The sequence below is a fragment of the Nitrobacter sp. Nb-311A genome, from assembly GCF_000152905.1.
GTDB lineage: Bacteria > Pseudomonadota > Alphaproteobacteria > Rhizobiales > Xanthobacteraceae > Nitrobacter.
The window spans coordinates 1-24,275 of the sequence record NZ_AAMY01000030.1; the positions used below are offsets into that span (position 1 = coordinate 1).

A 24,275-nucleotide genomic window follows, 5' to 3' on the forward strand; every position below is an offset into this window, starting at 1 on the left:
CGTAAGCGGTGTTTTCAGGCCACTTCCCTGGTATCCAGCGCAGCGGTATAGGCCCAAGGCAGCAGGTCGTTGATCTGGCTGTTGGGATGGCCGTTGACGATCCTGGTGATGACGTCGGCCAGATAGTTATGCGGTTCGATGCTGCAAAGCTTGCAGGTCTCGATCAGCGAGGCGATGACGGCCCAGTGCTCGCCGCCGCCGTCGGAGCCGGCGAACAACGCGTTTTTGCGGTTGAGCGCAATCGGTCGGATTGAGCGTTCGACGATGTTGCTATCGATCTCGATGCGGCCGTCATTGAGGTATCGCGTGAGCCCCTCCCAGCGCGACAGCGCGTAGCGGATCGCCTCGGCGAGTTTGGTCTTCTGGCTGATCAGGTCGAGCTTGGCACGCAGCCAGGGTTCGAGGGCTTCCAGAATGGGGCGGCTCTTCTCCTGCCGAAGCGCGCGCCGCTCATCGGCGCAGCGGCCCCGGCATTGGGTCTCGACGGCATAGAGATCGACAATGCGTTTGAGCGCCTCGCTGGCGATCGGCGCCGGACCGGCGACGGCAAGCTCGTAGAAGCGCCGGCGCACGTGGGCCCAGCAGAACGCGAGCCGCACGTCGCCGCGTTCGGCGAGGGCGCGATAGCCGGCATAGCCGTCTACCTGCAGGATGCCGGTGAAGCCGGCGAGATGAGCGATCGGCCGCTCCGCCTTGCGGTCGGGCGCATAGAGGTAAGCTACGCCCGGCGGATCGGCCCCGCCCCAAGGGCGATCATCGCGTGCGTAGGCCCAGAGCTGGCCGATCTTGGTCCGCCCGCGGCCGGGATCGAGCACCGGCGCCGTGGTCTCGTCGGCGAACAGCTTGGTCGAGGTCTTCAAAGTAGCGAGCAGGCGCTCATGCACCGGCCGCAGCAACCAGGCGGCGCGGCCGACCCAGTCGGCCAATGTCGAGCGGTCGAGTATGATGCCCTGCCGGGCGTAGATCTGGGATTGGCGGTAGAGCGGCAAGTGATCGGCGTATTTGGAGACGAGGACCTGCGCCACTGTCGCTTCGGTCGGCAATCCGCCCTCGATCAGCCGTGCCGGCGCCGGAGCCTGCACCACCACCTCTTCGCAGGCCCGACAGGCATACTTCGGCCGGCGCACGACGAGCACGCGCAGCTGCGCGGGGATCATGTCGAGTCTCTCGCTCCGGTCTTCGCCAATCCGATGCAGCGCGTTACGACAGCATGGACAGCTGTGGTCCTCGATATCGGCCACCATCTCGATGCGCGGCAGATGTGCCGGAAGCGATCCGCGGTTCATGCGGTGCCTGACGGCATGACGTGCTCGCTCGGCCGGAGCGACCGCTTCACCTGCCGCCTCGCTGCTCGCAGCAGCCTGCTCGACCTCTTCGAGCCCGAGCAGAAGTTGATCTTCCGGCAGCGTCTCGGCGCGCCGGCCAAAGCGATGGCGGCGCAACTCCCTGATGATTTGTTCCAACCGTTCGGCGCGTGCCCGTTCCGCCAGCAGCATCGCCTTCAGCGTACCGGGATCATCGGGAAGCGCGTCTGCCAGAGCCGTCATGGAAGCAATTAAATCACGAGCCTCAATGCGTCGCGAGCGATCCGATGAAGATGATTCACTGTGTCGCAGATCAACTGGCCTGCGTCGGCACCGTCGTCTCGCGCGCGACGTGGACACGGCGCCAGTCGAGACCTTCCAATAACGCCGAGAGCTGCGCCGCAGTCAAATGCATGACGCCGTCCTGTACATTGGGCCAGCGGAATGCGCCATCTTCGAGCCGCTTGGCAAACAGGCAGACACCAGTGCCATCCCAGAAGATCAGCTTCACACGGTCCGCCCGCTTGGCGCGGAACACGTAGACAGCACCGGAGAACGGATCGGTCTTCATCCCGTCTCGCACCAGAGCCGCGAGACCCTCGGCACCCTTCCGGAAGTCGACCGGCTTGGTCGCCATCATAACCCGAACTGCGCCGGTCGGACCGATCACGCGCTGGCCTTTAGCGCGCGGATCACCGCCGTGACCGTCCTGGCGTCGGCACCGCGGCCGACGCGCACCGTCACGCTGCCAATCTCAACCTCGATGATTCCAGCAACACGATCCTCATCGAGCGCACGGTTGCGACCGCGGCGGCGAACCGCGCGCTCCGGCAATGTAGCTTCCACGAGCGCCGGAACAAAAAGCGGCCCTGACGTCTCGGTGCTCGCCGATGCAGGCTGCCGTGCTTGACGGCGCCAGCCGAACAACTGTTGCGGCGATAACCCATGACGGCGCGCAATCTCCGAAACTACAGCGCCCGGAACAAGTGTCTCTTCGATGATGCGGGCCTTGTCATCATCCGAGAACCGGCGCCGACGCCCAGTGCCCGTGATCACCTCAAGCCGGTGCAAATCCTGCGGCTTAAGCGTATGGTCAAGCGTAGACACAAGCCGATCTCCCCTTCAGAGATCTTCACCATCGCTGATCAGCAACGTCAGAAAAAGGTGGGGCCACCACAGCGCTTACGTTTGAGGACACACTCGGATGGGCGCAGTACCGAAAAGGGGATTACCAAGCCGCTATAGCGACCTTGGAAGCGGCCGCAGATAAAATGCCAAATCTCGCGGCTATCCACTATCATCTCGGGATGAGCTACAAGGCTGCAGGCCAGCCTGACAAGGCCAACGAACAGCTCAACACCGCACTGAGTTTGGAACCAGAAGACACCGTGCTTAAAGAGAGCATTCGCTCCGCACTCAAATAAACTCAATATCCGCGCGGTAGCATCGTAAAGCTGTTGGAAACAACCAGCATGATGCTGTTTGAATCCGCAGGTCCAAGTCCACCGACGGTTGGGAGTCCCGTGATCGGGTCGATAATTGCAGTACCGCCCGTGCTCGCGAAGCGGTGTTGGTATCGATACGTGAGTTGTGCGGACCAATCTCGAAGGAAGTTGTAGCTATAAGTTGCCGATGCCGATGCGAAATCTGTCGTAGTCGTCGCAGTTTGCCTGTTGACACTTGCCGAAAATGACAAAGTTGAACGCGCGTTTACGGAATGGCTGAGCGTTGCGTTGATCGTATCACGCTTGAACAACGAACCGACAACGCTCGGCGAGATCGATTGGCTCGCGATGATGGACAATGACGTATTTTTGAGAACTCTGTAAGTGAGAACTGCATCTCCAATCCAGTCGAGAGAGGAGGCAGAGCCTCCGGCGCCAGCGCTTATCAACGGGATCGTTGCGTTGACTCCCTGAATTTCAATAACAGCCATACCGACATTGGCTCGAAAGGACAGGACAGGAGACAACGTCGTCTCCACGCCCGCTTGATTTCGGTAGATTTGCGCATGCGTATTGAAGGCATTTTCGTAATCGAGCAGTTCGGCTTCGGACGAGACGTTGACCGCAGCGATCGAATTCACGCTGTGGCGCCAACTTCCTCTCGCCAATGTATCAGTGAAGGGTGTCCCGCTGGCACTCGATGGTTCATACGAGGTACGCACAGAAGTTGCGAACAGACTAATGGTGTCTCGCGCACTTATTGATCGGTCGAATCCGCCGGTCGCTCTGAGCGTTTCAAGAAATCCGCGCGCGTTTGTCGCTACGCCAAAGTCATTCAGCAGCGCAAGCGCAGTGCTCCGCTGACGCCATGCCGTTTCAACAAATTCTCGATCAAATCTGCCCTTCTCGATGACCTCGTAACGGGCATTGAGACCATAATTTAAAAATTCGGAGGCGATCCCTACGGCGCCGGGTCCCCAATATTTCCTGTAGCTTCCGTCGAGATCGAGATCGAAGGTGGACGTGGGAGTTCTCGCTACGGCTTTCGCAGTTAGAGTGGAATATGAGCCAAGCGTTGGCGCAGGTGTAGGCCTGAGGAATTGGTTGCTGTTGAGCTCAACCGTCTGGCTCTCGGTCGTTACGATTGACCAATCAAACGCGAATGCTGAAGTTGGCAGAACGCCAAAGCATATTGAGCCTGCTAAAGCAGCTCGCTTCACCGCGGTCAGCCTCTGATGCATGGCTCAATTTCTAATCGAACAAGCCTCTTTCTGGAACCATAATGACGTCGCCGGTGCGCAGCCGGACGTTGCCTTCGAGGTCATATCCATGTTCATATGCGCGATAGTCGAACATAAAGATGGTTTCGCTGCCACTGGGAGCGCGCCGTCTGACCTGAATTTTGCTCTTGGCGGCAAAAGGCCCGATGCCGCCAGCTAAGGCAATCGCTTGCATAAGAGTCGTGGGTTGCCGGACCACATAGGAGCCGGGTCGGAGAACCTCCCCGGTGATGAATATTTTCGGCTTCAAATCCTCCTCTGGGATGTCTTTTGGTGCGCTTAATACCGCGACGGTGACATCGAGACTGTCGTCCTTGTAGTTGTCCTTCAGCTTGGACTTGAGGATGTTCTCAATTGCCTGTGGAGTGAGGCCGCGCGCTTGAATATGGCCTGCCAAGGGGAAAGCAATTTGGCCACTAGGATCTATGACGACGGTCCGGTCAAGCTTTGGATCTTGGAGAACCGAAATACTCAAGCTGTCGCCACTTTTGAGAGTTTGCGCGCTAGCCCCGAGGACCAAAAAGCTCAGAAAAAACAACGCTAAAAGGACCCGCATGCACATCCTCGTCAACAAGAGCGCCTCGCGGGTCGGACTTATCATTTCCAACCGACGGATTGCTTGGACATCTGGACGACTCCGTCCAACGCGTGATTCATAAACGTTGGGTCAAAAGTTTACAAACGCTTACGGTGCGCGCGACACCTGGTTGATTGGGAATATGCTATATTGTTGCTTATCTGCAATGACGTCCCGAACCAGCTGATCCGATATTAATTTTTGATCGTTGGCGAAACCGTACACGAGTGCGGTGTCGCATAGGACGTTAATCATCCGGGGAATTCCCCCGCTAGCCGACGCTATGACCGCGCAGGCCTCCGGGGTAAACAGCGGACGGTGTGAACCAACGGCTTGCAACCGGAAATCAATGTAGCGGGCGACCTCTTGGTCAACCAGAGGCTGGAGGTGGAAATCAGACGAAATCCGCTGTGCAAATTGGCGTAGTTGCGGAAGGAGGAGCATGTCGCGGAGCTGAGGTTGACCGACTAAAATTAATTGTAAGATCTGGGATTTGTCGGCGTTGACATTGGAAATCATTCGGAGGTGTTCGAGCGCTTCAGGTTCCAGATTTTGTGCTTCATCAATGATCAAAATCGTCCGACGTCCCTGAGCGAATTGTTCGTACAGAAAATCATTTAAACGCTTGAAAAGATGAGAATATTCTCCGTCAAACGGTTGATTGAGCGACATCAAAATCCACTGCAGAAGCTCCTGACGACTTTGCGGTGAATTCGAAATCAGCCCTACTTTAATTTGGGAACTTAGCTTCTTGAGCAGATGGCGCACGAGAGTAGTTTTTCCGGACCCGATTTCCCCAGTAATGACGGTGAAGCCCGCGTTATTCAAAACGCCGAATTCAAGCATCGTAAATGCCATCGTATGGACCTTACCCCAATATATTAAATCGGGATCGGGCAAGATCGAAAAGGGCTTCTCCCGAAGCTGGTAAAACACCTCATACATCGAGATTCCTTCGCGGAGCACAAATGAGCTGTAACTCTATCAATCACGAGACAGGAGGGGACGCGAAGTTGTTCCGTTCTCATCTCCGGCGATGAATTTTCCTGATGAAAGCGCTTATTAAGGCCGACGGAACGCACATCCTCGCAATAAATTTACCCTGAGCTGCTCCTATAGCGATGATATAAAACATTGCAAAGGTCATGCGAGAGTTCCAGATGCTGGGAAAAGTGGAGGTTGAGGAAATCGTTGTACAGGAGGCTGAGGAGGATCGCAGCTACCTCCTTCGGAAAGAATTTTATTGGGAGGTGTTCAAGCGACGTTGGATTTATTTTATCGTTCCATTCCTCCTTATAGCCACGGGGGGAATTGGCGTCGCGTTGGTGTGGCCCCCGACCTATTTGGCGGAGGGGAAGATTCTGGTGCAGTCGCAACAAATTCCTTCAGAACTGGTTCGCGCCACAGTCACCAGCGCGGCTCAGGAGAGAATCCAGGTTATTCAGCAACGAACAATGACGCGCGACAATTTGATTGCGATTGCTGATAAGTTCAAATTATTTCCCGATAAGCGTCCCCTGTTGTCGCCAACAGAATTAGTCGCGCTGATCAAAAAGCACACCAAAATAGCTCCCGTCGATCTTCAGTTGGATTTTAAACAACGTTCGCGTTTCGAGAACCCAACGATCGTATTTTCGGTTGGATTTGAGTACGAAGACGCGGCGGTCGCGTCGCAAGTCGCAAACGAACTGATGACCCGCATCTTGGACGCAGATCTACGGGACCGTACCAGCAGAGCAACCGATACCACTAAGTTTCTCATGCGGGAGGTCCAAAAGCTTCAAGCTGATAACGCCGTCCTCGATGCAAAAATTGCGAAGGCCCGGCTTTCCCATGAAGCAAAACAAACAGCATCAGACGGTTCGGATCAACCTGCGACAGCGCTTAGTCAACTCAAGGCGGAGCTTCTCCAAAAAAGCGCGTTTTATTCGGACAAGCATCCGATGATCCAGTTGTTAAAAAAACAAATTGACGCAATGGAAAAAGCTATCGTTCCAAACGCTGATACAAATGCCGAATTCGTAAGCTTGGATACGCTGACTACGCAAAAAGAAGCACTACAGAAGAATCTTGAAACGGCTACAACCAAACTCGCTGCCGCTCGGGTCGGTGAAAATCTAGAGAAGGATCAGCAGTCCGAAAAGCTGGAAACGATCGAGCAGCCAAGTGTTCCTCAAGAGCCAATTAAGCCCAATCGTCCTAAGGTCGCTGCTCTCTCTATCATGTTGGCCATTGCCGGCGGCGCAGGTTTAGCGTTTCTGGCGGAATTTGCTGACAAAGCAATTCGGCGCAGCAGTGATATTCACGGTATCGTTGATAGCAAATTGATTGTATCTATCCCCTACATTGTTACCACCGCCGAAGTTCGCAAGGGTCGCCAGCGTCTGATCTTGTTCGCTGTGGGATCACTATTTCTACTAGGTGGGTTGCTATTAGCCGCCTATTTTTTCCTGCCGCCTCTTGACCTCCTGATCGCCAAAGCTCGGGTCGGTTTATTTCGGTAACGTACTGAAGAAGGCCAGAATGGATTCGATTAGACAGGCCGTCGAACGCGCACGAGCTGCGGAAAGCACGCTGAGGAACGATGCCAGCGGGCTCGCCGATTTGGCCGGGATGACGCGGCAAGATCCTTTCGATCAAGTGACAGAGGTCCTGCTTGACCAAGCCCATCTGGAGAGCACCCGGATTGTGGCGCATGGAATTTCTAATCAAGATGGGCGCTGCTATGACATGTTGCGAACTCAGGTATTACAGGAGTTAGATCAGAACGACTGGCGGTTCCTAGCGGTGACGTCACCGACGGCCGGTTGCGGAAAAACTGTGACAGCCTGTAACCTGGCAATGAGTATTGCGCGACTGCCCGGACGCTCGGCTTTTCTGGTAGATCTTGATCTCCGTAAGCCGATGGTGGCCAAATATCTGGGCCTGCAAAAGGGGGGAGGAGTTCTGAGCGTCTTGGAAAACCCGGCGACGCTCTCAGCCGCAATGCTCCAGGTTGAAATCAATCAAAGCCGCTTCTTGGTGCTTCCTGGATCTGAATTTTGCGCGGCCTCGTCTGAATGGATGGCATCGCAGACCATGGAGGCACTTCTTAAGACGATCAAAAGTGATTTCAGAACACGGGTTGTCATTTTTGATTTGCCGCCGTTGTTGTTAGGCGACGATGTAATCTCAATTCTGCCTCGAATGGATGCGGCGCTCCTCGTTACCAGTGTCGGAAACACATCGATTTCTGATATCAAAGAGTGTCAGAGGCATTTGCGCCGAACCCCGGTGGTTCGAGTCGTTGTCAACAAAGCAACGGAGACTGCAGGGTCCTACTACGGGTATTACTGAGTTAAGTCAGGGTGCGCCGTCAGTCGCCAGGAAGGCGGCGATCTCTGAGGCGGGAACGAAGTATTTTGCGATATCGCGGGTTTCCACCTTGCCGGATCGCTGCCTGGAAGTCGAAATCTTACGGCTCATAATTCCGAGCAAGCATCTTTGCCTCGCATCGAACACACCCGAGCCTGAATTTCCTGTCCGCGCCACGTCGGCGATCACAGTCTTGTACTTGCGGGCGGCGGGGGGAAGGCGATCGGATGATACGACATAGGAGCTAACGACGGCTTCAGGAACAACGGTGACAACGGGCTCGCCTGCAGCAGAAGGAGTCTTGCAGAGTGCCATTCGACGCAGGCCTATTCGTAGCGGGAGCAAGGTCTGATCAACAGCGAGTAACGTCAGGTCAGTGCCTTCGAAGCTGCCTTCCTTGACGATGCGGGTGGCGTACTCTTGACCAGCAATGACAACTTTTGGCCGCGTCATCCAACCTCTTCCAACGACGTGGGCCGCCGTGATGAACAGGCCGTTGCCCAAATAAATACCGTACCCCGGCCAGGGCTGTATCGGCGTTCTGTGAATGTTGACCGCGAAATCCCGCAGTGATTCGTTTGCATGCTCGCCCCATCCGGACGAAGATAGAAACAGGAGAAAAATGGCGCCAAAGATGGTCCGCATCTCACACTATTTCGCCCGGTGCGTAGCGTTGCAGGAGCTGCGTCTCGCGCTATCGGGGCTTGCAACCTTGAGTTGACTGGCTATTATCCCGGAAGCCCTATAAAAAATCTAAGCTTATCCTGGGGAACTGCTGCGAGTAAGTCTCGAATAAACTTATCCTGGAGTTTAAAAGATTCTTCCGGTGCAAGACCTATGGTTGAAACCCGGATCAGAGCGCCATCTGGAATGAGGCCCTGCAACCCATACTTCAATCGAATGATTTGGCTTTCCACTGGGCCCGTAGCAATGTCATTACCGACCCGCATCCAATAACTGACGGGTTCAAGCCTTGTTTCCCGCTGCGTCGTCAAGCGCGTTAGCTCGAGCGGTTTGGCCCCGTTTCGATAGGAGAACTGAGCTTTGAACTTGGCGAGTACCTGAAAACCATTGGCGGTGTAACAAATTTCCGGGCGATGGGCTTTCAAACGGTAATTCTGAACGGGTCCATAGGCGACCAACAACATAACTGTATTGCCGTGACCATCGGAGTATCCTCGTGCTACTTCCTGACTGTATATCTTGGCTGAGTATCTGTCAGGCTGAACATACCCTTCGGGTTCTGCGGGAGTCACGGGCGAGATGCTGGGCACGAGTGTCCAAGTTCCGAAACTCTGTGGAATGATCTTCTGGAAATCCAGCGACGCTGTGGAGCGCGCCATGAGCTCGTGCGGGGTCAAAAGCTGCGCCAAGACAGCGCTGCCGATGATAACAATAGATGCCAAAGTAATCTGGAGTGGATTAAATTTCATGTTTCAACCAAATGAGCGAACTTCAAATTATGACCTGCGAAAGAATTTGCCAATCACTTGTTTGCTAATTTGTCGTTCTTGTCCAAATTAAGCTAATTCGCCGATTTTTATACGATCATCGATCCGTCGCTCGACTGGAGCGAAGGAAGTCAATACCGAGCACGTTCGTGACATTTGTTTGCCGGGGTCTTGCTGCTAATGGAGCTTTTTATGACGTGTCAAAATGCAATTACTCGCACAGCGGCAGTGTTGGGACTTTGCGGCCTTCTTGTGGCGGGATGCAGCAAGAACGGGGGTGAACAGACGTCCGCGCCAAACAGCCAGATTGTCGCACACGTTGGCGATCAGGTTATTACTACGCAAGAATTCGCAAATGAGCTTCGCCTATTGAATATCCCGCCAGACAAACAGAAAGACCATGAGACGGTCAAGAAAGTTTTGTCCGAGATGGTAACACGAAAGTATCTCCTCCAGCAGGCGCTTACGGCCAAGCTCGACCGCGAACCCAACGTGCTTTTGGAGATTCTTCGCTCGCGCGAACAGGTACTGGCGGCAGCATTTATTTCACGCAGCGTATCCAAGAAATTTTCTGCTATCAGCAGGGCCGACATTGATAAATATATAGCGGACAATCCACTTCGATTTTCCGGCAGGAAGTTGATGACGGTTGACCAAATCTCTTTCCCTTTCAGTGCTAACACTCAGTCAATGATCGAATCCATCAAAGCTGCAAGCTCACTCGATGAAGTGGATCAGAAGCTGACGGCGTTAGGTGTTCCTCACGGTCTGTCGACCAGCACGCTCAATAGCAGTGAGATCCCTCAGGAACTCCTAGTACGCATGGATGCACAAAAGCCCGACGATGTATTTTTCGTTCGCTCGGGCGCCAACGGTCTGTTCCTTAAAATTAAAAGCACTGAATCTCGCCCGCTCGAAGGCGACGCCGCGGTAAACATGGCCCGTCAATTGATGCAGAACGATCTTGTTAAAGCCGAAGCTGGCATGGCCTCGGTCTCAGCGAGTCTCGAGGCCAAATACGAGGGCGTCTATTCGAACATCATGAATTCTAAAGCCGACGAGGGCCAGAAGAATTGATGACCAAGAACGAGATCGGACATGGCCACATATTTTGATATCATTACAGTGACCTGTTTTGCTGCTCTGGTATTAGCGTTCTTTCAATTTACCGATCGACAGACGCGAACCTTGCTTCATTTCGTCCTTTCGGGGATCGTATTCGCAGTTGCCAACCAAGTTGGAAACGCTGGGACAAACGTCCTAGCGGTTATTTTGATTTTAGCGGGCGCAGGATATGCGGCGCTCGTGGCTCGTAACAGCCAGCCTTGATTGCGGATCGGATCGTCTAGATGCTATCAGGCGTGCTTTAGGTCGGCGCAGGACGAAATGGTATATTCCGACAATGTGAAGCCAGGAAAGCTAACTCCATTGCAGGGTCTGTTCTGGCCATTGCTTTTGGCGGGATCCTGCGTATTTTCCTATGTCCCAACGATCCACGGTTTGGTTTCCGGGCCCTGGCAAACGGAGCAGGAAGGTCATGGGCCTCTGATCATTGTCGCTTCGTTGTGGCTCGTATGGCAATCACGCGAACAATTGAGAGCAGTTCACCTGTCGCCGGCGCCAGCCCTAGGATGGACATGTCTTTTGCTTGGCCTCTCCTTAATGTTCCTGGCCAGAACTCAGGATGTCTTGCCAGCCGAAGCCTTTTCGATCATTCCCGTGATCATTGGATGCGTGCTGTTATCGGCAGGTTGGTCCGCATTACGTATTTTGGCATTTCCGATCGGTTTTCTGCTCTTTGCCGTACCGGTGCCCGATTGGATTATTGACGCAGTGACGGTGCCACTAAAGGTTTTCATTTCGGACTCAGTCACGAGAATCCTTTATGCGGCGGGCTTTCCGATCGCGCAAAATGGCGTGATGATCATGATCGGCTCGTATCAACTGTTAGTGAAAGACGCCTGTTCAGGAATGAATTCTATCTTTGCGTTGTCCGCAATCGGAGTTTTTTATGCTTATGCATTCCGCTGGAAAGAAAAGATCCGAAGCTTGTTACTGCTGGCCTCCATTATTCCAATAACGATATTAGCCAACTTTATTCGCGTCCTGACTTTAGTTTTGATTGCATACTACGGGGGGCCTAACCTGCTCGAAGGTATGATCCATGATTTAACGGGCATCGGGCTATTCCTGGTTGCGGTCATTCTGCTATTTGCGGTCGATTCTTTTTTGGGGGTGTGTGTGTCGCTGATTGGTCGCTGGAGACGAAAGCAAACCTGAACTCGCAGGCCACTCTTAACATAGGCTTCGTGTGTTTTGGACCGTGGTTGGCAGCATGAGAGGAAACGCGACGAGAGCGTCTCGAAGCTGATTACGTTAACCCCTAATTTCTGCGCACTCGACGCGCTGGCTTAGCGGATATAAATCAGATCCGCGCTCTTGTTGCGCCTGAACGCTCTTTGAGCACGTGATCGTCGTCCATCGGGGCCTCGATGCCAACCGAGGACATAAAGGTCGCATCGGCTATGAAGGCGCCCGGACGGCGCTATCTAGACCTTTTGGCGAACCCAAATAGAACCCGAGTTGGTTGAATGAGCCTGACATATGCTGTCCCAGACCTTCACGGTCGGATTGATTTGCTGGAAGGGGCCCTCGAGAGGATTGCTCTTCATGCCGCTGGTCAGCGATCAACGATCGTAACTTTGGGGGACTACGTTGATAGAGGGCCCGATAGTCGCAAGGTGATTGAGCGGTTGATGACCTGGCAGTCGGACACACTCCAATTGGTGACGTTAAAGGGAAACCACGAAGCGATGATGTGGGAGACCTGCAACAATTTGGCGGAGCTTGGTTGGTGGAAGAAAAATGGAGGCGATCAGACGATAGCTTCTTATAGCGAGCATCAAGCGCTGAGACCCCCCGACGTTCGGCTGGTGCCGCAAACGCATCTTGACTGGATCGATAAACTTTCTCTGATTTACATCGATCAACACAGAGTTTTCGTTCATGCGGCTGTCGACCCGAAAACTCCATTGGACCGGCAAAACGCGCAAACGCTGCTTTGGAAGCGATACCCGCCAGGATTTACCCAGGGGCACGGCAGGCGTCACGTTGTCCACGGTCACGACGCAAATGCTCGCGCGCCCCTTGTTACAAAAGGCAAAACAAATTTGGATGGGCAGGCGTGGAAGACTGGTCGGTTGGTGATCGGAGTTTTTGAAGATGACCGTCCGGGAGGCGCTTCAGAGTTCTTGGAGGTCGTAGCGCGTGAAGGAGGGTAAACCCCAAGATCAAGTCTTCGCCCACATGGCAAAGTAAGGATAGATTTGCTGGGGGGCGAACTCATTTGAAGTTTTTTCGCCTGCTGGCGAGCCACAATCGCTATGATGCTTGATCGATTGATTGATCCCGGTAACCCGTCAACGAGGAACGAGGTCACGACCTATTGATCGTCATAAGGACTGGTAGCCTGGAGCGTGTTTCAAAACCGGATTGCACTGTCTCTGATCCAGTTGGACTTAAAATTTTACGCGAGCATGGCAAAGGTGCTTTCAGCGCGATGCGAAAAAGCAAGCAGCGAACGCCTCCTAGTCAGCCGCGCTGTTGTAAGTTGCTGACTAACGTCGATATTGACAACTTTGTTCGATACAATGCTGGTAATCGTAATCGCAATGCTGAATGCATGTCCCCGAGCCATTGCATCTTATAACGCAGTTCGTGCGATCATAAGCGCACAACTTACAAGACGATTGAGCGAGGATTATCGCGCCGCGCTTTGCGCGATACGGAAAGGCAGCATTATCGGCTAATGAAATCCCGTCGAAGATAATCAGCGTGCCGATAGCAAGTATGAACGCCCTCATTGCGATCTCCATTATGCCCAATCCCCACCGGGAATTAGTGGTGGGCAGGACGGGGCGCATTCGATCCACGCGGTCGGAAGACTGAACGGCGCGGTTCCAAAATTAACGTCCGGTAGTGGCATCAAGCTTAATCGCAACATCTAGTTGTAAATCAACGCATTTATGGCTTCATCTAGGAACAGGACGGGGTCCAAATGAGTTTGCATCCCGCTGAGCGGCTCCTTCACCTTATTCACATGGACTTTAAGTTATGCCAAGTTCCGATCACCTGCAGAATTCAAAATCGCAACTTAACGGCGAAACAATGCTTCGCAAAAGATATCAAGAGGTTCAAAGACTGAAACGGCAAGTGGAAGCGGAAGAAGCTCTAGCCTCCGAAACCACGATCAAATTAGCTGCCCAACGATTGTCTCAGTGATGAGTCCATGCGCTATCACTTCACGAAGACTGTTTACTTGGCTGCAATTACCCTCGCGACTGGTGGTTGGGTTTATGCGATCGCAATGGGACTACAATATTTATTAGGAAGTTCTGCGTCCGGCTTGAGGTACTAAAGATTGTCCTCTTTGGTCTTCGCGATGTAAACTTAACCGATTTCCAAATCGCCAGCGTCCTGACAGTCGGCGAGCGGGCGTGGTTAGCAAAGAGGTTCGGTCCTGTATACAGCACGCAAGCGCAATTGATTTTGTGTCGTGGTCGCCGCGGCTAGCCGTGAGGCTGGATCGCGCGCTCACTTGACGATTACCCTCGTCGTGCGATTGCATCGTTAGGTGTCACTTACACAAACCTTAATTTTCCCTCATGCATCACAAGGCCGTTTCGGGCGGCCTTTTTTTCTTTAACCCGGTCCGCCTCCCCGCGAAGCTTCTGCATGGCTCAAAGGGATTCGCATTAGGCGATGATATTCTTGGGTTGGGTCAGTTCTCTACGCCTTCAGAGTTCGCTGAGACAATTGGCGCTGCCATAGAAACAACGCCGAACATGCTCTCGAACCCGCGCGGCGAAGAGTGATCCTTCGATCACGGCGGACTGTCTGGCCCTCGAGGTTGATACCTCGAGCTGCCATGAAATTCCGTCGCACCCATTCTGGCCGACCCTAAAGCGGGGTCAACTTGAGACGCGAATTTAACGTCGCCATGCCGTCGAGTTCGATCTTTTCAGCAACCTTGAGAGCGGAAAAAACTGGCTAGCTTTGATGCTTCTATGTCTGCATCGTGCCTTTCAAGCACGCGCAACTGCGATGCTCGACCCAATTGTCCGATCCTTTCCGGCGATGCATCGAGGCAATCCTGCATGGCACCCGCAAGTAATTCGACGTCTCCAGCTGGCACCAACCAACCGTGCCGACCCGGCTCGACCAGTTCCGGGATGCCTGCAATGAGCGTGCTGATCACCGGCCGTCTCAGAGCCATTGCTTCCATAATAACAACGGGTAGCCCCTCGGCAAAGCTCGGCAGTACGAGCGCGCGCGCCGCAAGAAGTTCTTTGCGAACCTGTTCGCTACTGATCCAGCCGGTGATGCGTATCCTGTCTTGAAGCTTGTAGCGCGAGATTTGATCTTCAATCTCTCCTCGCATTTCGCCGTCACCGGCCAATACGAGCTCAAAAAAAATCCCTCGCTCGGATAACCGATGCGCTGCACTGATTAGCAGAAGTTGTCCCTTTTGTTCACAAAGTCGGCCCACACATATCAATCGCCGTGCAGCACCTGGACGATCGGGTGCACCTTCGTAAAATGCGGGTTCAATCCCGCAGCGAATGACTTTCACTTTTTGCCACTCTTGATGCATGACATAGCGATACAGTTGGCTTCTTCCGAAGGAGCTCACCCCGACGACGAAGGATGCGCGTCTGATTTTTTCGGGTAAGGCAATAGACTCGGCTTTGTCGAATTCCTCCGGACCGTGCGCGGTGAAACTCCATTTTGGTCCCCCTAGCTCATGGGCGAGCATCGCGACTTCCGCTGAGTTAGTGCCAAAATGCGCGTGAAGGTGCTCTATGTTTTCAGCTTGCAACCACAGGACAACCTGACAAGCTTCAACCAAGTAAATCAAATGAAGAATGCAAGCGCGATCAGATCTCTGACTAAGTCGTAAGCTTGTCTTAAGGCATCTGATCAGTTGAAGAGGTCGCGTCACCATAATCCGAAAAAGCGCGAACAGGAGAGGGAGTGTTCCGTCCTGTAAGATATATCGGGTGCGCGTCTGCTCCAATATATCTTCGGGGGCTTGGATTGTCTCGGTCCATCCCCTAATCGATATTCGCAAGACCTGGTGTCCCTGCCGCTCAAGGGCCAAAATCTCTCGGCGAATAAAGGTGTGGCTAACGGTCGGGTAGCGATTAATCAGATAGGCAATGCGCATGACGGTATCTCTAAGAAGCCATTTTTCCTGGGACCGATTCACCGTTTTCACAAGGCGAGCAGCTCAGTAGAAAATCCGAAGTTGTGAACGTTCTGGGCTTGCGTCAGCATCCGCGATGAGTGCGACGCAGCTTCACCATTTCTGATACGATTGGTCGATGAGATAATGACCTTAATTTCTTTGGGATTAGCAGGGTTGGCGGGACTGCTTAGCATTCCCGTTCTCGTATTGCTTGTCGAAGTTGTTGCGTCGCTCAAAGGCGCTAAGGTGGAAGCGGGCAATCGTTTCAGGTTCGCAAATAGACCGCGAGTGGCCGTGATAGTGCCTGCGCACGACGAGAGCGGCGGCATTATTCCAACTATCTCCGATATCAAGTCTCAGTTAAGCTCGAATGACCGCTTGATCGTTGTAGCGGACAACTGCACAGATGATACGGCCGCAGTTGCGGAATCGGCCGGAGCTGAAGTAATCGCGCGGAATGATCTTGAGAAAATTGGCAAGGGTTATGCGCTGGGCTGGGGCATTAGCCATCTCAGGAAGGATCCGCCGGACTTTGTGGTGGTGTTCGATGCCGACTGCAGGATACAGTCGGATGCGCTCGAGCGTCTAACCGACATTTGCGGTAAACTTCAACGGCCGGTGCAGGCGTGCTTTCTAATGAGATCGCCCGACAATTCCCCAATTGATCACCGCTTTGCCGAATTCGCCTTTTTGCTTCGAAACTGGATACGTCCTTTCGGACTAAGCAATTTAAATTGCCCCGTTCAGTTAATGGGGACTGGCATGATTTTCCCCTGGATGACTATTCGCGACGCGCCCTTGGCCAGTGGTCACCTTGTCGAAGATTTAAAACTTGGTCTGGATTTGGCGGCACTCGGCAAGGCACCACATTTCTACCCGTTCGTGAGAGTGACAAGTGAGTTTCCGAAAACGACAAAAGGTACGGAGAGCCAACGGCAACGTTGGGCGCAGGGTCATATTGGAATGACTTTGAAAAGCTCTCCTCGATTATTGCTCCAATCGATTGCAAGTCGCAATCTCGATCTAATGGTCCTCACGCTGGATCTTCTCATTCCCCCTCTTACACTTCTCGCTTTCTTAGTCGTCGCGTTTTTCGTGTTGAACTCCGCCATAACCATGGTCGGCGGCTCTGTTGTGGGTCTATTAATCGCGACAACCAACCTATTTCTGTTTTCAGCTACGATTTTCTTAGCTTGGATAAGGTTTGGCCGCGGGATGTTGCCGGGACATGCGTTGCTCTCCATCGGTCCCCTTCTGTTACAAAGAATCCGTCTTTACGCGAAAATGTTATTAGGTCACACGGTTTCCCGGTGGGTTAGAACTGACCGCGGTGACCGCTGAAGAGCGTTGTCTCGATGAAGCTCGGCAGTGAATGAAGCCCGTCGAAACTATGCCGGGTAGCTGGATGTTGGTTTCTTATAAATGAGCGATCGACGAGCCTTGAATTGATGGCTGGTTTGAATCGCCAAACGGAGTCTAGCAGGCTGTTGAAAAAGCCAGTCGCGGCCGAGCTGTGAGCATGATTTATTGCTCCGAAGCGATTTGGAGATGATGAGTGCGCGGTGGTGACAATCTGACTGGCGAGCTGTTCAGCTACGTTGATCTGGAGGCGCGGGTTCGACGCGACCACCCGCTTCGCGCCATCCGGGTCACGGTGAACGAAGGGCTTGTCGCTTTGGAGCGGGAGTTCGCGGCGCTGTACTCGCCACTCGGGCGGCCGTCGATCCCACCCGAGAAGTTGCTCAGGGCGATGCTCTTGCAGGCGTTCTACTCGATCCGCTCGGAGCGGTTGCTTATGGAGCGGCTGGAATACGACCTTCTGTTCCGCTGGTTCGTGGGCATCGGCGTCGACGATCCAGCCTGGGACCATTCGGTGTTCTCGAAGAATCGCGAGCGGCTGCTTGAGGGCGACATCGCGGCCAAATTCCTGAGTGCGGTGCTGGCCCAGCCCAAGGTGAAGAAGCTGCTGTCGACAGATCACTTCTCGGTCGACGGCACGCTGATCGAGGCCTGGGCTTCGATGAAGAGCGTCAAACCGAAGGACGGCTCTGGCGAGCCGCCGGCCGGCGGCGTCGGGCGCAATGCCGAAGCCGACTTCCACGGCCAGAAGCGGACTAACGACACGCATGCCTCGACCACCGATCCGGACGCAAGGCTCTACAAGAAGGGCAAGGGCAAGGAGGCGAAGCTATGCTTCATGGGTCATGGGCTGATGGAGAACCGCCACGGCCTGTTGGTCGACGCCTGCCTGACGCTGGCCGACGGACATGCCGAGCGGGTGGCGGCGTTGCACATGATCGAACCTCGCGCCGACCGGCCCCTGGCCATCACACTTGGCGCTGATAAGGCCTATGACACGGAGGACTTCGTCAATGAGTTGCGCGCGATGAAGGTGACGCCGCACGTGGCGCAGAACACGAGAGGCCGAAGCTCGGCGATCGACGGACGCACGACGCGGCACAGCGGCTATGCCGTCAGCCAGCGTATCCGCAAGCGCATTGAGGAAGCCTTCGGCTGGATCAAGACGGTCGCCCGCCAGGACAAGACCCGCTTCCGCGGCCGCGACCGCGTCGAATGGGCCTTCACCTTCGCAGCCGCCGCTTACAATCTGGTGCGACTGCCGAAGCTCATGGCGGTGCCAGCATGACCCCCCGTCCCACGGCCACGCCAAACTGCTCGACAGCTCAATCCAAATCTCATCACAACGGCGATTAAGCCATCCCGAAAGCCAGACGGGACACTTCTTCAACAGCCTGCTAGAGACCTGAGACATCGACCGCTAGATATTAGCCCCTTTTGTATTGATAATACGAGCGCCGCTCAGCGCATCGACACTCGAATATAAATTCATGAGAACTAAATCGGGTGGGAGAAGCGTCTACGACGTCATGTTTAATCAATAACTCATCCGTTTTAGGCAATGGGTTTGTTCTAGAGGAGCCCCCCCCAAATTTCGCAAATTTAATTTTTCGACTTGACTCATTTAAAATTCCATTTTAGTTTAAAAAATAGAAAGTTTTAAATAACGGAAATTTTTCGCATTATTTTCTCTGGAGGGCTCCATGAAAAACGTGAATGCATCGCTTAAACTGGCGATCGTCGCTTCAGTAGGGCTTCTGATGGCCACCGCGGCAGACGCTGCAATCGTGAACGTTACCTCAGGGGGTGTCGCTGATGCCACGGCTGGGCAGACATCGGTGTTTGCGGGCGCGGCTGGTGCAGTTACCTACGACATGAGTTCTGATCCTGGTTTTACCGGTAGTAACGTGGTTTTTGCCACAGGGACAGATCCTGGCTTAAATGCTGCACCCTATGGCGATAGCACTCAATATGCCTCCGTAGGGACGAGCGTCATCCCCGCGAACAGCGCACTCAACTTGAGCGGAAATTATAATTATGTGGGTTTGTATTGGGGTTCCGTAGACACTTATAATACTTTGATTGTTACGGATGCGACGGGGAACCACGTTGTCAACGCGGCTACCTATAGTTCAATATTGACGCCCGCCATTGGGGATCAAGGCCCTAACGGATCGCTATACATCAACATCTTTACCGACTCGGCAATAACAAAGCTTACGTTTCTTTCCGATCAGAGGGCCTTCGAATTCGACAACCTGACCGTGGCTGCGGTGCCTGAGGCGTCGACTTGGGCGATGATGATTCTCGGCTTTTTAGGTCTGGGTTTTATCGGTTATCGAAGGTCTTCCAGAGTGTCGGGTCCTGCGTTCCGACTGGTATAATGATTTGATACTCGAATTAGTATGTCGAAGGCCGCCCTTGGGCGGCCTTTTACTATCCATATCGGCTAACTTGGCTCAAAGTGGCTGGGTAGGGTTTGAGCGTCATTCGGCGAAAGTTAAAGTCGTCATTAAAGTCGTTAAAGTGGTCTCGAACGTGTGATTTTAATTTTCGTGACCGATTGGAATAATGCGAGTTGCAAAACAGTAGTCGGCGCTTTCCCGTGTATCGGGTAGGTTGTTCAATGAATGGTTGTTTTCGATCGGACAATTCGGATCTTTCGAATTGTTCCTATAAATTTTTGAGCGCGAGGTGAATTTCTGACGTTGACTCCGGCGAGTCGTTAAAGTTATCTGCAATTTGCAACAATTGCGCATGGAGTAATTTAATGAAAAAGGCGGCGATTTTAATTGGCGTATCAATTTCCGCGGCACTTATATCGCTTCAGGCAGCGAACGCCGCCATCGTATCCAATGGCGATTTCGAAGGTGGAGGGTTTTCGGGTTGGAACGTAGTCGTCGGCTCTAATACGCCGTCCACCAATACTGCACCGGTGGTGATTGCCTACAATCAAGCCAGCGGGTATCCGACGGGCGCATTTGGAGAATCTGTGCCAAGTCCCGATGGGAGCGGACACGGCGCCTATTTCTCCGCCGACGGTACCGGTCAAAACATTAATCAGACGGTGTCATTGGCCGCAAATCAGCAATATACTTTCAGTTATCAGGTGTATGCTCCTCAAAATGGGTTGAACAACCCATTCGATGCTAATTTTCAGGCCAGTATAGACGGATTTCTGTTGCCCGGAAGCTTAGGGTCGGTCCAGTCCGACCTCAATCCGCCCGGTTGGGTAACATATTCCGCCACTTTTACCACAGGAGCTGCTCCGGTGGGTCTGCTCACATTTTCATTTACGGGCCTCGGTGTCGCTGCAGCCGACGTCGTACTTGACAATGTGACCATTGCGGCCGTTCCCGAAGCATCGACGTGGGCAATGATGATCTTAGGGTTTTTCGGAATGGGATTCATCGCTTACCGTCGTAAGAGTGCACGGGCGTTTCGCTTCGCTTAGGGCCGCTCTGTCGACAATCTTGCGAAAAGGCCGCCCTCGGGGCGGCCTTTTACGATCTAGGGTGCTGGCTTGGAATATAGGCTCTCTCTCCGCCAGACTCGTGGGCTTGGCAGCAGACTTACTCCTCACCGTCGCACCGCAACGGGTCTCGAGGCCACTTAACTGTCTATTGCAGATGCGACCACCTTCGGAGGTCGGTCGTCGCTGTTGAACCACTGGATACCGCCGAACAGCACTGGGATCCAGTCAGGTCAATTCATTCGGCGCCTCAGGTCCCAGCGAGAGGCGTGAAACCATTTTCTGATGCCAGTTCCAGGCCGATTCAATGATCGACTCTAAGTCAAAGGTCGGACGCCAGCCCAGGGTCGCCTTGGCCAGGGCATTGTCGGCGACCAACTCGGGAGGATCTCCTTCTCGTCTTGGGCAAAGTTCGACCTTCATTTCCTTCCCGGAAATCCGCCGAACGGCCTCGATGATTTCGCTGACGCTCGTGCCGCGCCCAGTCCCCAAATTTAACGCCACACTCTCTCCACCCGCCATCAAGTGATCTATGCCCCGACCGTGAGCCTCCGCGATATCACATACATGGATGAAATCTCGGATGCAGGTGCCATCTCGCGTAGGGTAGTCGGTTCCAAATATCTTCAGAGCGGAGTTTGATTGCACCGAAGCGATCGTAAGTGGAATTAAATGCGTTTCCGGTGTGTGCCATTCGCCGATGCGTCCCTGGGGGTCAGCTCCTGCGGCATTGAAATATCGTAAGATGACCGATCGAAAGTCGTTGCGAAACTGAAGCTCTTTTAGAATCTGTTCGACCATCAATTTGCTTTTGCCGTAAGGATTAATCGGCGATTGAGGGTGATCTTCACGGATGGGGACTTGCAGCGGGATGCCATACGTGGCGCAGGTCGAAGAGAAAACCAGCTTATCTATTCTTGCCTGCATTGCGGCAGCAAAAAGAGTTGTCGAACCAGCTAGGTTGGAGTCAAAAAAATCAATAGGCTTCTTCACAGACAGTCCGACGTCAATCAGTCCCGCGAGATGAACGATGGCGATAGGTTTATAGCTGGATAAAACCTGGTCTAGTCGTTCTCGGTCCCGCACGTCGCCAAATTCAAACGGCCCCCACTTTGCAAATTCGCGGTGGCCATTTACGAGATTGTCATAAACGATCGGCGTGAAGCCTCTCTGTGATAGGTTGAGGCATGTATGGGAGCCGATATAGCCCGCGCCTCCGACCACCAAAACGCCATTCATTAGCAAACCTCACAAGCTCAGCTGCTTTAGCAACTTTCATCGAGAGCGCGAACGTATCAGCTGAAATAACTGTGTCGGCGCCCGACCCGGGCTTCGTTCATCCTGGCAAAAATTGAGACATTCGTCGCGAAATTATCCGTCGAAGATCGGTAATGGCCGATCCCGTTATTGCCCGGCGTCGAAGGCTGCCTTCGACAGCTGCGATCCACTTCCGGACAGTCCTCGAGCGCCGCCACTCTTCAGGAGCACCTTGGGAAGGCCGCCGTGGGGTTTAACTGTCCGAAACCATCTCGCGGATCCTTTCAGGAAAATGTTCGAGACCTAGAACATCATCACGCGGCGGCACCGCGTCGCAGGCAGGTGAATTTCAGGGGGGCAAACAATTACTGCGTAGTTTGCAGAAGCACTCTCAAGTTCGGATTGCGAAGCCATCCATGAGATTACAGTGTCTCACGCACTCTATTAACGCTGAGAAACGGCTGGAATTAATTGTCATCAGGGATTCAAATTCGATGGGATTAGGTCCGGAGCGCGACTCCGCATGCCATGACCTCAAACTCAACTGGAGTATCGACTAAAGATGACGGTCCCGATTGCAATCAGGATGATCAGAAAAAAACCGATCATAAGTTCCTTGTCATCCTGTGTTTCGAACCAAAAATTATACAGCCGACGTAGAAGTGTGCGCATATCATGTTCCCATAACGAGTGCTTTTTCACACTTGATGTTCAACAATTGCGCGGCCCACGATCAGCCAATCGTCTCCGATACAGATCTTATTGCTGCGCTCGCAAGGGCTTCGCTACTTTTTGCACGGTCAACGCTAGAACTGCGTCGGCCCGGCCGGCCTCGCCGGACACAACGTAGCTTCGTACGATCGCTTCAGCCATACGCATTTCCGCGACGATCTATGTAGCGACATACTACATACTTAAGCACGCCAATGCCTTATCTGCGTGAACTAGACACAGGTCTACACCAGCCTGATCGCTTCCGATGCTGGCGCGGTCGACGACAATACACAGGACGTGCTTAGCCGTAATCGCCTGCAATTCGCTGTCCGGCCGCGCGGCGACACCATCAATCCATTGCCGCGGTCGACCCGACACCATCGCTCCGACCGCAGCACTTTAGGTGGCCTTGCGATGGCGCCGAGATACGGAAGTCGAAGCAAACCGCATCACGACTGCTGGCCGGAGCCGTCCCTTTGATCCGGGCTGGAAATGAAGTCAAAATAATTTGCCGCGACGATAGAGCGGGGGATTTTCCCTGCCCATCCTGTGACGCAGATTGAAATCTCATCCAGTCGGCGCTATTGCTTGATGTCGGCTGATTCTACAATCGAATATTATCGCTGATTCTTGCGCGGCGATTCCCTTTAGCGGGAAATATTGGGGGTAAACATGAAAAAGCTTCTTTCTGCCCTTTTGAGTGCTTTCATGCTCGCCAGCGCTGCCTCAGCGGCGTCGGCTGCAGTGGTGACTTGGACGACGTGGGACTCGACCTCGTCGGGGACTGCGGCTCCGATCACCGTGACGTATTCCGGCCCAGCGGCCGAGCTAGTAACAAATTATCCCAGCTACACTCCGTCTGCGACGTTTGCCGACGGCGGACTCGTCGATAATGCGCCTGTCGCAGCGAATGGCATTCTCAAGATCTTCGGCGGCAACACATCAACGCAAACCCTGACGTTTTCGCAGGCGGTTGTGAACCCCGTTTTTGCGATATGGAGCTTGGGTCAGCCCGGCATCGACGCATCTTTCGTGTTCAATCAGACGCCGACCTTTGTTTCAGGGGGGCCGAATGCCGAGTATGGCGGCGTTCCGATCACGGTTACCGGCAACACGGTCAGCGGAATGGAAGCTAACGGGACCGTTATGTTTATGGGGACATTCACCTCGCTGTCTTGGACAAATCCGGTGTTTGAAAACTGGTACGGCTTCAACGTTGGATTTCAGTCGGTAGCGGCCGTTCCCGAAACCTCCACGTGGATCATGTTGATCTTGGGCTTCTGCGGCCTTGGCTTCATGGCGTGTCGTCGGCAAAAAACCGTCAAACAACTTTTAGCCTGATATGCAATCCCCCAGGCCAATCAAAGCGGCCACCTTCGGGTGGTCGCTTTTTTCCTGGCGGTCGCCAGTTCTGAAAGGCGACCTTCGCTAGATTTGCTGCTTAACAACGAGCTTCAAGCCTAGGATAATGGCTGGTCTGATTCCGTAAGTCCGCATCAAGACGTCGTGCATAGCTAGGAAAAGGGCCGCTCAGCGGTGCCCACCGACGGGACTCATTTATGTTCTCCCGGGTCCAGCTCTGACGTAATCCAACAGTCGGTCAATGCGCTGCCTCGTTGCCAACGGTTCTCCAAAACTGTGAGGCTATCGGGCGTTTTACAAAACCACAACTCGCGCGCCGATCGATTTTGTCGCATTTTTTCCCGCTGACTTTCGCAGCTATGCTCGACTGTTCGAGCCAGCCTCCGCGTCGCGTGGAGGTTAGTCGGCATTCGGGAGAGATGAAACCTCTACGTCCGACACCCATCAACTCAA

At 53.7% G+C, this 24,275-nt stretch carries 21 protein-coding genes and 1 pseudogene; 12 read left to right on the forward strand and 10 right to left on the reverse strand.

Annotated features, from left to right (window positions below; all coding sequences use genetic code 11):
- Positions 1-14: 14 nt before the first annotated feature.
- The 3 genes from NB311A_RS07615 to NB311A_RS07625 all read right to left on the reverse strand — a co-directional run bounded on the left by NB311A_RS07615 (position 15) and on the right by NB311A_RS07625 (position 2,411).
- Complete coding sequence (locus tag NB311A_RS07615) at positions 15-1,547, reverse strand: IS66-like element ISNisp6 family transposase (RefSeq protein WP_009797884.1); 1,533 nt, start codon at positions 1,545-1,547, stop codon at positions 15-17.
- Positions 1,548-1,617: 70 nt separating this feature from the next.
- Complete coding sequence (tnpB, locus tag NB311A_RS07620) at positions 1,618-1,974, reverse strand: IS66 family insertion sequence element accessory protein TnpB (RefSeq protein WP_040674336.1); 357 nt, start codon at positions 1,972-1,974, stop codon at positions 1,618-1,620.
- Positions 1,971-2,411 carry a transposase gene (locus NB311A_RS07625; protein ID WP_009797898.1) on the reverse strand — a complete coding sequence of 147 codons (441 nt, stop codon included), beginning with the start codon at positions 2,409-2,411 and terminating at the stop codon, positions 1,971-1,973. The genes tnpB and NB311A_RS07625 overlap by 4 nt, the downstream gene beginning before the upstream one ends.
- 104 nt (positions 2,412-2,515) lie before the next feature.
- Between NB311A_RS07625 and NB311A_RS20265 the strand changes: the two are divergent.
- Positions 2,516-2,728, forward strand: a pseudogene (locus NB311A_RS20265) (tetratricopeptide repeat protein); the annotation flags it as partial.
- Positions 2,729-2,730: 2 nt separating this feature from the next.
- Here the strand turns inward: NB311A_RS20265 and NB311A_RS21545 are convergent.
- The 3 genes from NB311A_RS21545 to NB311A_RS07640 all read right to left on the reverse strand — a co-directional run bounded on the left by NB311A_RS21545 (position 2,731) and on the right by NB311A_RS07640 (position 5,551).
- Entirely contained in the window at positions 2,731-3,990 is a 1,260-nt protein-coding gene (locus tag NB311A_RS21545; RefSeq protein ID WP_009797935.1) for a hypothetical protein, read from the reverse strand.
- 10 nt (positions 3,991-4,000) lie between these two features.
- A complete protein-coding gene (locus tag NB311A_RS07635; RefSeq protein ID WP_040674387.1) occupies positions 4,001-4,585 on the reverse strand; it encodes a polysaccharide biosynthesis/export family protein in 585 nt (194 codons plus the stop codon).
- A 129-nt stretch (positions 4,586-4,714) separates the two neighbouring features.
- The gene (locus tag NB311A_RS07640) at positions 4,715-5,551 is read right to left on the reverse strand and encodes an ExeA family protein (protein WP_009797937.1); all 837 of its coding nucleotides are present in this window, start codon (positions 5,549-5,551) and stop codon (positions 4,715-4,717) included.
- A gap of 215 nt (positions 5,552-5,766) precedes the next feature.
- Between NB311A_RS07640 and NB311A_RS07645 the strand changes: the two genes are divergently transcribed.
- Together NB311A_RS07645 and NB311A_RS07650 are read left to right on the forward strand one after the other, a co-directional pair.
- Positions 5,767-7,110, forward strand: a complete 1,344-nt coding sequence (locus NB311A_RS07645; protein ID WP_116394734.1) for a sugar transporter — start codon at positions 5,767-5,769, stop codon at positions 7,108-7,110.
- A gap of 19 nt (positions 7,111-7,129) precedes the next feature.
- Positions 7,130-7,942, forward strand: a complete 813-nt coding sequence (locus NB311A_RS07650; protein WP_009797939.1) for a CpsD/CapB family tyrosine-protein kinase — start codon at positions 7,130-7,132, stop codon at positions 7,940-7,942.
- A 6-nt stretch (positions 7,943-7,948) separates the two neighbouring features.
- On the opposite strand, the gene NB311A_RS07655 is transcribed toward NB311A_RS07650, so the two are convergent.
- Complete coding sequence (locus NB311A_RS07655) at positions 7,949-8,605, reverse strand: trypsin-like peptidase domain-containing protein (protein WP_009797940.1); 657 nt, start codon at positions 8,603-8,605, stop codon at positions 7,949-7,951.
- 83 nt (positions 8,606-8,688) lie between these two features.
- A complete protein-coding gene (locus tag NB311A_RS07660; protein WP_009797941.1) occupies positions 8,689-9,393 on the reverse strand; it encodes an exosortase C-terminal domain/associated protein EpsI in 705 nt (234 codons plus the stop codon).
- Positions 9,394-9,603: 210 nt separating this feature from the next.
- Here NB311A_RS07660 and NB311A_RS07665 point away from each other — a divergent pair, with 210 nt between their 5' ends.
- The 4 genes from NB311A_RS07665 (at position 9,604) to NB311A_RS07680 (ending at position 12,692) form a co-directional block, all read left to right on the forward strand.
- Entirely contained in the window at positions 9,604-10,488 is an 885-nt protein-coding gene (locus NB311A_RS07665) for a SurA N-terminal domain-containing protein (protein WP_116394735.1), read from the forward strand.
- A gap of 21 nt (positions 10,489-10,509) precedes the next feature.
- Positions 10,510-10,740, forward strand: coding sequence for an XrtV sorting system accessory protein (locus NB311A_RS07670; RefSeq protein WP_009797943.1), 231 nt, complete (start codon positions 10,510-10,512; stop codon positions 10,738-10,740).
- Between the two features lie 57 nt (positions 10,741-10,797).
- Positions 10,798-11,691, forward strand: coding sequence for an exosortase V (xrtV, locus tag NB311A_RS07675; RefSeq protein ID WP_083780408.1), 894 nt, complete (start codon positions 10,798-10,800; stop codon positions 11,689-11,691).
- A gap of 311 nt (positions 11,692-12,002) precedes the next feature.
- On the forward strand, positions 12,003-12,692 hold the full coding sequence (locus NB311A_RS07680) for a metallophosphoesterase (RefSeq protein ID WP_009797945.1): 690 nt from the start codon (positions 12,003-12,005) through the stop codon (positions 12,690-12,692).
- Positions 12,693-14,431: 1,739 nt separating this feature from the next.
- On the opposite strand, the gene NB311A_RS07690 is transcribed toward NB311A_RS07680, so the two are convergent.
- Complete coding sequence (locus tag NB311A_RS07690) at positions 14,432-15,637, reverse strand: glycosyltransferase (RefSeq protein WP_040674390.1); 1,206 nt, start codon at positions 15,635-15,637, stop codon at positions 14,432-14,434.
- A 165-nt stretch (positions 15,638-15,802) separates the two neighbouring features.
- Here NB311A_RS07690 and NB311A_RS07695 point away from each other — a divergent pair, with 165 nt between their 5' ends.
- The 4 genes from NB311A_RS07695 to NB311A_RS07710 all read left to right on the forward strand — a co-directional run bounded on the left by NB311A_RS07695 (position 15,803) and on the right by NB311A_RS07710 (position 20,471).
- Entirely contained in the window at positions 15,803-16,999 is a 1,197-nt protein-coding gene (locus NB311A_RS07695; RefSeq protein WP_009797949.1) for a glycosyltransferase family 2 protein, read from the forward strand.
- Positions 17,000-17,213: 214 nt separating this feature from the next.
- On the forward strand, positions 17,214-18,305 hold the full coding sequence (locus NB311A_RS07700; RefSeq protein WP_009797950.1) for an IS5-like element ISNisp7 family transposase: 1,092 nt from the start codon (positions 17,214-17,216) through the stop codon (positions 18,303-18,305).
- Between the two features lie 415 nt (positions 18,306-18,720).
- Positions 18,721-19,401, forward strand: coding sequence for a PEP-CTERM domain protein (locus NB311A_RS07705; protein WP_009797951.1), 681 nt, complete (start codon positions 18,721-18,723; stop codon positions 19,399-19,401).
- A 386-nt stretch (positions 19,402-19,787) separates the two neighbouring features.
- On the forward strand, positions 19,788-20,471 hold the full coding sequence (locus NB311A_RS07710) for a carbohydrate binding domain-containing protein (RefSeq protein WP_009797952.1): 684 nt from the start codon (positions 19,788-19,790) through the stop codon (positions 20,469-20,471).
- A gap of 246 nt (positions 20,472-20,717) precedes the next feature.
- Here the strand turns inward: NB311A_RS07710 and galE are convergent, their stop codons facing one another.
- Complete coding sequence (gene galE, locus NB311A_RS07715) at positions 20,718-21,728, reverse strand: UDP-glucose 4-epimerase GalE (RefSeq protein ID WP_009797953.1); 1,011 nt, start codon at positions 21,726-21,728, stop codon at positions 20,718-20,720.
- A gap of 1,404 nt (positions 21,729-23,132) precedes the next feature.
- On the opposite strand from galE, the gene NB311A_RS07720 reads away from it, so the two are divergent.
- Positions 23,133-23,801: a PEP-CTERM domain protein gene (locus NB311A_RS07720; protein WP_009797955.1), complete on the forward strand. Its 669-nt coding sequence runs from the start codon at positions 23,133-23,135 to the stop codon at positions 23,799-23,801.
- The last annotated feature ends 474 nt before the right edge of the window (positions 23,802-24,275 follow it).